This is a genomic window from Rhizobacter sp. P2_D12, assembly GCF_056404395.1.
The window spans coordinates 24,962-34,411 of sequence record NZ_JBFUEB010000074.1 but is presented as its reverse complement, the minus strand read 5'-3'; the positions used below and the strand labels follow the sequence as shown (position 1 = coordinate 34,411).

At 68.8% G+C, this 9,450-nt stretch carries 11 protein-coding genes; 4 read left to right on the top strand and 7 right to left on the bottom strand.

The annotated features are described in order from the left end of the window. The 4 genes from tagH to AC1DYN_RS22425 form a co-directional block, all read left to right on the top strand. Positions 1-661, top strand: a 661-nt coding sequence (gene tagH / locus AC1DYN_RS22440; protein ID WP_477963330.1) for a type VI secretion system-associated FHA domain protein TagH, incomplete at its 5' end; no start/stop codon positions are given. Positions 662-684: 23 nt separating this feature from the next. Further along, positions 685-1,482: a PP2C family protein-serine/threonine phosphatase gene (locus tag AC1DYN_RS22435; protein WP_477963329.1), complete on the top strand. Its 798-nt coding sequence runs from the start codon at positions 685-687 to the stop codon at positions 1,480-1,482. A gap of 90 nt (positions 1,483-1,572) precedes the next feature. Next, positions 1,573-2,142 carry an OmpA family protein gene (locus AC1DYN_RS22430; protein WP_477963328.1) on the top strand — a complete coding sequence of 190 codons (570 nt, stop codon included), beginning with the start codon at positions 1,573-1,575 and terminating at the stop codon, positions 2,140-2,142. Between the two features lie 142 nt (positions 2,143-2,284). Then, positions 2,285-2,767, top strand: coding sequence for a GNAT family N-acetyltransferase (locus AC1DYN_RS22425; protein WP_477963327.1), 483 nt, complete (start codon positions 2,285-2,287; stop codon positions 2,765-2,767). A gap of 20 nt (positions 2,768-2,787) precedes the next feature. On the opposite strand, the gene AC1DYN_RS22420 is transcribed toward AC1DYN_RS22425, so the two are convergent. The 7 genes from AC1DYN_RS22420 to AC1DYN_RS22390 form a co-directional block, all read right to left on the bottom strand. Beyond that, positions 2,788-3,156, bottom strand: a complete 369-nt coding sequence (locus AC1DYN_RS22420; RefSeq protein ID WP_477963326.1) for a hypothetical protein — start codon at positions 3,154-3,156, stop codon at positions 2,788-2,790. 190 nt (positions 3,157-3,346) lie between these two features. Next, entirely contained in the window at positions 3,347-4,024 is a 678-nt protein-coding gene (gene lolD, locus AC1DYN_RS22415; RefSeq protein ID WP_477963325.1) for a lipoprotein-releasing ABC transporter ATP-binding protein LolD, read from the bottom strand. Then, complete coding sequence (locus tag AC1DYN_RS22410; RefSeq protein WP_477963324.1) at positions 4,017-5,273, bottom strand: lipoprotein-releasing ABC transporter permease subunit; 1,257 nt, start codon at positions 5,271-5,273, stop codon at positions 4,017-4,019. Before AC1DYN_RS22410 ends, lolD begins: the two co-directional genes overlap by 8 nt. A gap of 109 nt (positions 5,274-5,382) precedes the next feature. Next, entirely contained in the window at positions 5,383-6,174 is a 792-nt protein-coding gene (gene folE2 / locus AC1DYN_RS22405; RefSeq protein ID WP_477963331.1) for a GTP cyclohydrolase FolE2, read from the bottom strand. A gap of 98 nt (positions 6,175-6,272) precedes the next feature. Further along, a complete protein-coding gene (gene dxs / locus AC1DYN_RS22400; RefSeq protein ID WP_477963323.1) occupies positions 6,273-8,162 on the bottom strand; it encodes a 1-deoxy-D-xylulose-5-phosphate synthase in 1,890 nt (629 codons plus the stop codon). Between the two features lie 6 nt (positions 8,163-8,168). Continuing rightward, positions 8,169-9,047 (bottom strand): polyprenyl synthetase family protein, encoded by an 879-nt coding sequence (locus tag AC1DYN_RS22395; RefSeq protein WP_477963322.1) that lies wholly within the window; start codon positions 9,045-9,047, stop codon positions 8,169-8,171. Next, positions 9,047-9,295 carry an exodeoxyribonuclease VII small subunit gene (locus tag AC1DYN_RS22390; RefSeq protein ID WP_477963321.1) on the bottom strand — a complete coding sequence of 83 codons (249 nt, stop codon included), beginning with the start codon at positions 9,293-9,295 and terminating at the stop codon, positions 9,047-9,049. Before AC1DYN_RS22390 ends, AC1DYN_RS22395 begins: the two co-directional genes overlap by 1 nt. Between the last annotated feature and the right edge of the window lie 155 nt (positions 9,296-9,450).

Genomic DNA, 9,450 nt, shown 5'->3' with positions numbered 1-9,450 from the left:
GCCGGTGGCCGCCGCGCCGGTGGCTGCCGCGCCGGCCCATGCCGCCGGCGACACCTCGGCCGCCGCGCTGTGGGCGGCTTTCTGCGAAGGCGCCGGCATCGGCCTGCAGCCGCCGCAGGGGCTGAACCCGGCGCTGATGCGCGTGATCGGCGAGGTGCTGCGGCATTCGGTCGACGGCACGCTGAAGCTGGTGGCGGTGCGCGCCGCCGCGAAGCAGGAGTTGCGCGCCGACGTCACCACCATCCAGGCGCGCAACAACAACCCGCTGAAGTTCTCGCCCGATGCCGGCGCGGCCATCGAACAGCTGCTGCAGCCGCCGATGCGCGGCTTCATGGTCGGCCCGGCGGCGGTGCACGACGCGATGGACGACCTGCTCGGCCATGCGATCGGCACGATGGCCGGCATGCGCGCGGCGCTGGGCGGCGTGCTGCAGCGCTTCGAGCCGTCGCAGCTCGAGGGCAAGCTCTCGGGCCACAGCATGCTCGACAGCGTGCTGCCGATGAACCGGCGCGCCAAGCTGTGGGAGCTGTACCTGCAGCACTACCAGCGCATCCACGACGACGCGCAGGAGGATTTCCACGAGCTGTTCGGCAAGGCCTTCATCAAGGCCTACGAAGAGCAGCTCGACCGCCTCGACGCCGAACGCCATCCCGGCACCTGATCCCGATCCGCCGCCCAGGACGCATGGCCATGCTGCAAGTCGAGATCGCCGCCCGCAGCGAGGTGGGTGGGCGCAGCCGCAACGAGGACGACCTGCGCCACGGCATCAGCGGGCCGTTCTGCTATGCGGTGCTGTCCGACGGCGCCGGCGGCCACCGCGGCGGCAACATCGCGTCCGACATGGTGGTGCGCATGACGGCGCTCGGGCTGCAGTCGGCGACGCAGGCCACGCCCGACTACCTGACGCAGCTGGTGTGCGACACGCACACCGCGATCAACGAGCAGCAGCAGGGCAAGCGCAGCGCCGAGCGCATGCACGCGACCGTGGTGGCGCTGTGGATCGACATGCGCCGCGAGGAGGCGCTGTGGACGCACGTCGGCGATTCGCGCCTGTACATGCTGCGCCACGGCCGGGTGTGCCACGTGACGCGCGACGACAGCGTGGTGCAGCGCATGGTCGACGCCGGCTACCTGACGCCCGAGGAGGCGATCGACCACCCGCACAAGAACCAGCTGCTCAGCGCGATGGGCACCGAAGGCGCGATCGAGCCGTCCACGCTGGAAGCCCACATGCCGATCGAGGATGGCGATGCCTTCCTGCTGTGCTCGGACGGCTGGTGGGACCTGTTCACCAAGCGCACGATCGAGGCCGCGTTTGCCGCGGCCGAGTCGCCGGACGACTGGCTGGACCGCATGGGCGCGCTGATCCGCGAGGCCGACCGGCCGCGCCAGGACAACTACAGCGCGATTGCGGTGTGGGTCGGCGACCCGGCCGAGACCACCCGCATGTCGGGGCTGTGGGAAGGCGACGGCTCCCCCTGAAAATGCGTGACCTTGGTCGCTTCACGCGATGACCGCCGCGGGCGATCATCGCCTTCATCTCTCTTTGCAGAGCCCCTCCGGAGGTCCCTGATGGACAACTCGACTTCTTCGCTGCGCCGCATCGCTGGCTTCGTGCTCACGGCCCTGCTTGTCGCCCCGCTGTGGGCACAGGACATCGGCGACACCCGGGTGCTGAAGGGCAACAAGGTGACCGAAGCCAACCTGCTGGATGCGCTGACGCCGCCGCCCGAGCCGGTGCTCACGCGCAGCCTGAAGGTCAGCCGCGACGGGGCCGGCGTGTCGGCGCCGGAGCGCAAGGCGAGCGCCTCGCTGCTGATCACCTTCGTGACCAACTCGGCGGACCTGAGCGAATCGGCCAGGCAGCAGCTGGACGTGGTGGCGGCGGCGCTGAAGAACGACCGGCTGGCCGACTACAGCTTCAACGTCGAAGGCCACGCCGACCCGCGCGGCTCGGCCGAGGCCAACCTGGTGCTGTCGCAGCAGCGCGCCGAGAGCGTGCGCGAGTACCTGGTGAGCGCGCACGGCATCGCCGCCGACCGCCTGAAGGCCGAGGGCAAGGGCGACAAGGACCTGCTGAACCGCGCGGTGCCGGCGGCGCCGGAGAACCGGCGGGTGACGATCGTGACGAACACGAAGTAGATTTTCAGATCTCGGCAGGCGTCGTCAGACTGCACGGGTTCAGTGGTGCGGTCCTCCAGTTCATCGACCCGCAATGCCAAGTCGGTGTGCAGGTCGAGCCCCTGGGTCGAAACGCCATGGGCCGTCGCATAAGATCAGGGGCATGTCCGACATGCTCGTCACGCTGTACAAGCTGCCACCGCTGGAAGATGCGCTGGCCGTCACCCGCCGGCACGGCGTCACGATCCGGCGTGCGCTCAGCCCCGAGAAACCTCGCATCCTGGCCTGGGCGGCAGAGCACTTCCCGGGTTGGGTGGCCGAGATCGACGTCGCGATCGGCCGCCTGCCGGTGGCCTGCTTCATTGCGGTCCGCGAGCAGCAGATCCTCGGTTTCGCATGCCACGACGCGACCTGCAGGAACTTCTTCGGCCCCGAGGGTGTGCTCGACGCGGTGCAGGGCCAGGGCATCGGCAAGGCCTTGCTGCTGGCGGCGCTGCACGCCCAGCGCGAGCTGGGCTATGCGTACGCGGTCATCGGCAGCGCCGGGCCGAAGGCGTTCTACGAGAAGTCGGTCGGGGCGGTGGTGATCGAAGGTTCGTCACCGGGGATCTACGCGGGCATGTTGCAGTTGCCGTCGAAGAGCTGAGTGCGCTTGCCGGCTGTACATCAGACCTGCTGAGTGGGCTCGGGCGGCATGCCGTCGTTGTCGCTGCCACTACAGCAGTCCTCCAGCCCCATCTTGCTCATTGCTCCACCCACGAGCACGCCAAAGATGCTCACGCTCGTGCCAACGAACAAGCCCACACCCTTAGCGTTGGACTCCACATCTTGTTCCAGCGCATCCAGCGACGCGTACAAGCCATAGAGCGAGCCGCCGACCACGACCAAGCCCGAAGCCAGGAGGGTGCCTCGCCTGGCGGTCTCGCGGAGATGTCGCACTGCCTGTGAAATCCGCGAAGCTTGGCCCTGGGGCTGAGCCGTTGTCGACAAGTCGCTTGGGCGAGCGACGGGGGAACCGGGATTGACATTGGACATGCGAGTTTCCTGAGGTTTGGCAACGACACACGCCTGGACCGAAGCTGCCCGAGGGGCGCAACGGAGACAAGCGAGCCGACGATTTGTGGTGAAACCCGGAATTCCGTTCCGGCGAGAGCTGCGTCCATGTGTCTGCTCCGCCGAGGCTTGCGCTCCCGCGCCAATGAGCCCCCTCGACGCACGGATCAACTCAGTCGACCAACCGCCCCTGCTTCAACCGCAGCACGCGGTGACAGCGTTTGGCGAGCCCCTCGTCGTGCGTCACCATCACGAAGGCCGTGCCCTGCTTCTGCGCCAGGTCCAGCATCAGCATGAACACGCCGTCGGCCGTCTCGCGATCGAGGTTGCCGGTCGGCTCGTCGGCCAGCACGCAGGCGGGTTGCCCCGCCAGCGCCCGCGCGATCGCCACCCGCTGGCGCTCGCCGCCCGACAGCTGCGACGGCCGGTGCTCCACCCGCTCGGCCAGCCCCACCTGCGCCAGCACCTCGCGCGCGCGCTCGCGCGCCTCGGGCTTGGGCAGGCGCCGGATGCGCAGCGGCATCGCCACGTTGTCGAGCGCGGTGAACTCCGGCAGCAGGTGGTGGAACTGGTAGACGAAGCCGAGGTGCCGGTTGCGCCACTCGCCCTGCGCCGCCGCATCCATGTGCGAGAAATCGCGCCCCTTCAGCTGGACCGCGCCGCTGGTCGGCGCCTCGAGGCCGCCCATCAGGTGCAGCAGCGTGCTCTTGCCTGAGCCCGAGGCCCCCACCACCGCCACCGTCTCGCCGGCCTGAACGCGCAGCGCCACGCCCTGCAGCACGTGCACGTCGAGCCCGCCTTCGCTGAAGCGCTTGTGCAGCGCCTGCGCATCGATCACGACTTCACTCATAGCGCAGCGCCTCGGCAGGTTGCACGCGGCTCGCACGCCAGCTCGGGTACAGCGTCGCCACGAACGACAGCAGCAGCGAGATCAGCGTGATCGGCACGATGTCGGCCGCCTGCGGATCGCTCGGCATGCGGCTGATCAGGTAGATGCTGGACGGCAGGAAGCTGGTGCGCAGCAGGTGCTCGATGAACGGCACGATGACGTCGATGTTGACGGCGATGAGCAGCCCGAACAGCACGCCCGACAGCGTACCGATGATGCCGGACGCCGCCCCCTGCACCATGAACACGCCCATGATCGAGCGCGGGCTCGCGCCCAGCGTGCGCAGGATCGCGATGTCGGCCTGCTTGTCGGTGACCGTCATCACCAGCGTCGACACCAGGTTGAACGCCGCCACCGCGACGATCAGCGTCAGGATGATGAACATCAGGCGCTTCTCCAGCTGCACCGCCGAGAACCAGTTGCGGTTGGTGCGCGTCCAGTCGCTGACCATGAACTGCGGGCCGAAGGCCTGCGACAGCTGCTCGGCCACGTCGCGCGCCTGGAACAGGTCTTTCAGGCGCAGCTGCACGCCGGTCGGGCCCTCGGTGCGGAACAGCTTGGCGGCGTCGTCGATGTGGATCATCGCCAGGCCGCTGTCGTACTCGTAGTGGCCGGCATTGAAGGTGCCGACCACCGTCATCTGCTTGAGCCGCGGCACCACGCCGGCTGGCGTGACCTGCCCGCCCGGCGCGACGATGGTGATCTTGTCGCCCTCGTGCACGCCCAGCGAGCGCGCCAGCTCGATGCCGAGCACGATGCCCCATTCGCCGGGGACGAGCTTCGACAGCGTGCTGTCCTTGATCTGGGCCGCCAGGTCGGTGACGGTGGCCTCGTCGTTCGGCGAGATGCCGCGGATGATGGCGCCGCGCATGTCGTCGCCGCGCGCCACCAGCGCCTGCGCCGCGATGAAGGGCGCCGCGCCGATCACCTGCGGGTTCTCGCGCGCCTGCCTGGCGGTGAGGTGCCAGTCGGGCAGCGCCTGGCCCTGGCCGTCGGCCACCTCGACGTGGGCGACGACCGACAGCATGCGGTCGCGCACTTCCTTCTGGAAGCCGTTCATCACCGACAGCACGATGATCAGCGCGGCCACGCCGAGCGCGATGCCGAGCATCGAGACGCCGGAGATGAAGGAGATGAAGCCGTTGCGACGGCCGGTGCGACCGGCGCGCGTGTAGCGCACGCCGATTTGTAATTCGTAAGGCCAGTTCATATGGCCCCCCAGTCGCTTCGCTCCTGCCCCCGAGGGGCGCCACCCATCGGCCCGGCAAAGCCGGATCCTCGGGCGTGGCTGGATGGCTCGCTCGCTTCGCTTGCGAAATTCATGCGCGTTCGATGCGTGCGAAAGCGCTGTGGTTGTGGATCGACTCGAAGTTTTCGACATCGACGGTGTAGCGCCCGATCCGCTTGTCGGCATTCAGCCCCAGCGCCACGTCGCGCACCAGGTCCTCGACGAACTTCGGGTTCTCGTAGGCCCGCTCGGTGACCCACTTCTCGTCGGCGCGCTTGAGCATCGGCCAGATCTCGCTCGACGCCGCGTCCTCGGCGAAGCGCACCAGCTCGCCCCAGGGCACGTCCTGCAGCAGCTCGGCACGGATCGTCACGTGCGAGCGCTGGTTGTGCGCACCGTAGTCGGAGATCTCCTTCGAGCACGGGCACAGCGACTTCACCGKCACCAGCACCTGCGACCACACCACCGGCTTGCCGCCCTGCATCTCGGCGATCCAGCTGCCCTGGTAGTCGAGCAGGCTCTCGACGCCCGACACCGGCGCACGCTTGCGGATGAAGAACGGAAAGCGCACCTCGATGCGCCCCTGCGTCGCGTGCAGCTTCTCGAGCATCTCGGCAAAGCGCAGCTTCAGCCCGTCGGCATCCAGCGGCTCGTTCAGCGCGTCCAGCCACGCGACGAAGCGCGACATGTGCGTGCCCTTCTGCTCGGCCGGCAGGGCCACGTCCAGTTCCCACTGGCCGATGGTCGGCTGCACGGTCTTGCCCAGGCGCAGCTGCAGCGGATAGCGGACGTCCTTCACGCCCACGCGCTGGATCGCCAGGTGGCGCTCATCGCGCTCGCTCTGTGTATCCGGGATGTGCAGCGCGTCTTTCAGGTTGGTCATGTGATTCATGTCGGCTTCTATCTGTCAACGGTGCGAAGGATGACAGCAATCGCACCGCCCCATGCGCAAAAGGGCTTGAAGACGCCGTTCAAATGCGATCAGCGATGCGCGGCCGGCAAGGGCCGCACCAGCGCCGGCCGCGCGCCGAAGCGCTTCAGCACCGATTGTTCGATCCCCGCCGCATCCAGCCCGCAGGCCGCCAGCAGCTTGGCCGGGTCGCCATGCTCGACGAACACGTCCGGCAGCCCCAGCTGCAGCACCGGGATCTCGATGCGCTCAGCCTGCAAGGCCTCGAGCACGGCGCTGCCGGCCCCGCCCTGCACGCAGCCTTCCTCGACCGTGACGATGGCATCGTGCGTGCGCGCGAGTTCTGTCACCAACGCGACATCCAGCGGCTTGACGAAGCGCATGTTGGCCACCGTCGCGCCCAGCGCCTCGCCGGCGGCCAGCGCCGGGTACAGCAGCGTGCCGAAGGCGAGGATCGCGATGCGCTCGCCGCGGCGCCGCACCTCGCCCTGGCCCCAGGGCAGCGAATCCAGCCCGGGCTCGATCGCGACGCCGGCACCGGCGCCGCGCGGGTAGCGCACCGCCACCGGGTGGTCCTGCTCGAACGCAGTCGTCAGCAACTGGCGGCATTCGCGCTCGTCGGCCGGGGCCAGCACGCTCATGTTCGGGATGCAGCGCAGGAAAGCGATGTCGTACGCCCCGGCGTGCGTCGCGCCGTCGCCGCCCACCAGGCCGGCGCGGTCGAGCGCGAACACCACCGGCAGGTTCTGGATCGCGACGTCGTGCACCAACTGGTCGTAGGCACGCTGCAGGAAGGTCGAATAGATCGCCACCACCGGCTTCAGGCCTTCGCAGGCGAGGCCCGCGGCAAAGGTCACCGCGTGCTGCTCGGCGATGCCAACGTCGTGGTAGCGCTCGGGGAAGCGCTTCTCGAACTCGACCATGCCCGAGCCTTCGCGCATCGCCGGCGTGATGCCGATCAGGCGCTTGTCCTTCTCGGCCATGTCGCACAGCCACTGGCCGAAGACGTGGGTGAAGGTCGGCTTGCTGGGCTTGGCCTTCGGGAAACCCTCGGCCGGGTCGAACTTGCCCGAGGCCGAGTGGTACTTGACCGGGTCGGCCTCGGCCAGCTTGTAGCCGTAGCCTTTCTTCGTGACCACGTGCAGGAACTGCGGGCCCGGGCGGTCGCGCAGGTTCTCGAGCGTCGGGATCAGCGAATCGAGGTCGTGGCCGTCGATCGGGCCGACGTAGGTGAAGCCGAACTCCTCGAAGATCGTGCCCGGCACGACCATGCCCTTGGCATGCTCCTCGAAGCGGCGCGCCAGCTCGAACAGCGGCGGCGCGTTCTTCAGCACCTGCTTGGCACCCTCGCGCGCGGCGGCGTAGAACTTGCCGCTCATCAGCCGCGCCAGGTAGCGGTTGAGCGCACCCACCGGCGGCGAGATCGACATGTCGTTGTCGTTCAGCACCACCAGCACGTTGGCGCCGGCCACGCCGCCGTTGTTCAGCGCCTCGAAGGCCATGCCGGCCGTCATCGCGCCGTCGCCGATGATCGCGACCGAGCGGCGTTCCTCGCCCTTCAGCTTGGCGGCCATCGCCATGCCGAGCGCGGCCGAGATCGAGGTCGACGAGTGCGCCGTGCCGAAGGTGTCGTACTCGCTCTCGTCGCGGCGCGGGAAGCCCGACAGCCCGCCCAGCTGGCGCAGCGTGGGCATGCGCTCGCGCCGGCCGGTGAGGATCTTGTGCGGGTAGGTCTGGTGGCCCACGTCCCACACCAGGCGGTCGTGCGGCGTGTTGAACACGTGGTGCAGCGCCACCGTCAGCTCCACCGTGCCGAGGTTGGACGACAGGTGGCCGCCGGTCTCGGCGACGCTGTGCAGCAGGAAGTCGCGCAGCTCGCCGGACAGCTGCTTCAGCTCGATGCGCGACAGCCGCCGGATGTCGGCCGGGCTCTGGATGGTGTGCAACAGGGTGTGGTTCATCGCGGTTCAGGAATCTCGTTCCACCACTTTGTCGGCCAGCATGCTGAGCAGGCCGGAACTCGAAAGGCCGCTGCGGCCGAGCGCGGCATGCGCCTGGTCGCGCAGCTGCGCGGCATGGCGGCGCGCGGGCTCCAGGCCGAGCACGCTGACATAGGTCGGCTTGTTGTTGTCCATGTCCTTGCCGGCCGTCTTGCCCAGGGTTTCGGACGCCTGCGTGACGTCGAGGATGTCGTCGACCACCTGGAAAGCCAGCCCCAGGGCATCACCATACTCCGCCAGCGCCTGCCAGGCCATCGGATTCGTCGTTCCGCAGGCGGCACCCATCAGCACGCTGGCCTGCAGCAGCGCCCCGGTCTTGCGGTGGTGCATGTCGCGCAGCGTGTGTTCGTCGAGCTGCGCGCCGATGCTGGCCAGGTCGATCGCCTGGCCGCCGGCCATCCCGGCATGGCCGGCCGAGCGCGCCAGCAGCGAGCACAAGCGGGCCTGCAGCGCCGGCGAGACACCGCTGTCGGGCGTCAGCACCTCGAAGGCCAGGGCCTGCATCGCGTCGCCGGCCAGCATCGCCTGTGCCTCGCCGAACTGCACGTGCACCGTCGGCTTGCCGCGGCGCAGCACGTCGTTGTCCATGCACGGCATGTCGTCGTGGATCAGCGAGTAGGCGTGGATCAGTTCGACCGCGCAGGCGGCGCGCAAGGCCGCCTCGCGCTGGCCGTCGACCGCCTGGGCGGCCGCCAGCACCAGCAGCGGCCGCAGCCGCTTGCCGCCATCGAGCACGCCGTAGCGCATCGCCTGGCCGAGGCCAGCCGGTGCCCCGGCCGGCACCCAGCCGGACAGCGCGGATTCCACCGCTTCCAGCTCGGCGCGGGCCCATCCATCGAAATCCATCAAGCGGATCCCCCTGACCACGGCTTCAGCTGGCCTTCTTCGAGCACCTGCACCTGGCGCTCGACGGCGCTGAGGCGTTCACGGCAGTAATTGAGCAGATCGGCTCCCCGTTTGTAGCTTTCGAGCAGCTTCTCCAGYGGGAGCTGCCCGCCTTCCATGGCCACCACCAGGCGTTCCAGCTCGGAAAGCGCGTCCTCGTAGCTGGCTGGCGCGTCGGGTGACGCTGGGGTGGCAGAGGTCTTTGGCATGTCGGGACACAAAAGCGAAGATTGTAGTCAGCCGGCATGCGGCGAACCGTTGCGCAGCCGCCGCAAGGTGGACTCATCCCCCCAAAGAGGGAAAGCCGTGGGCCGGCAGCTACAATCCCGCCCTCGCTGGTTCCAACGCGCCGTGCGCAGCGAGA

What these genes read in the sequence shown, in the direction of transcription:
- AC1DYN_RS22410 (WP_477963324.1), bottom strand. Translation starts at nt 5,273, where the DNA reads ATGAACTGGCCTTACGAATTACAAATCGGCGTGCGCTACACGCGCGCC.
- AC1DYN_RS22420 (WP_477963326.1), bottom strand. Translation starts at nt 3,156, where the DNA reads ATGTCCAATGTCAATCCCGGTTCCCCCGTCGCTCGCCCAAGCGACTTG.
- AC1DYN_RS22425 (WP_477963327.1), top strand. Translation starts at nt 2,285, where the DNA reads ATGTCCGACATGCTCGTCACGCTGTACAAGCTGCCACCGCTGGAAGAT.
- AC1DYN_RS22395 (WP_477963322.1), bottom strand. Translation starts at nt 9,047, where the DNA reads ATGGATTTCGATGGATGGGCCCGCGCCGAGCTGGAAGCGGTGGAATCC.
- lolD (WP_477963325.1), bottom strand. Translation starts at nt 4,024, where the DNA reads ATGAGTGAAGTCGTGATCGATGCGCAGGCGCTGCACAAGCGCTTCAGC.
- AC1DYN_RS22430 (WP_477963328.1), top strand. Translation starts at nt 1,573, where the DNA reads ATGGACAACTCGACTTCTTCGCTGCGCCGCATCGCTGGCTTCGTGCTC.
- dxs (WP_477963323.1), bottom strand. Translation starts at nt 8,162, where the DNA reads ATGAACCACACCCTGTTGCACACCATCCAGAGCCCGGCCGACATCCGG.
- AC1DYN_RS22435 (WP_477963329.1), top strand. Translation starts at nt 685, where the DNA reads ATGGCCATGCTGCAAGTCGAGATCGCCGCCCGCAGCGAGGTGGGTGGG.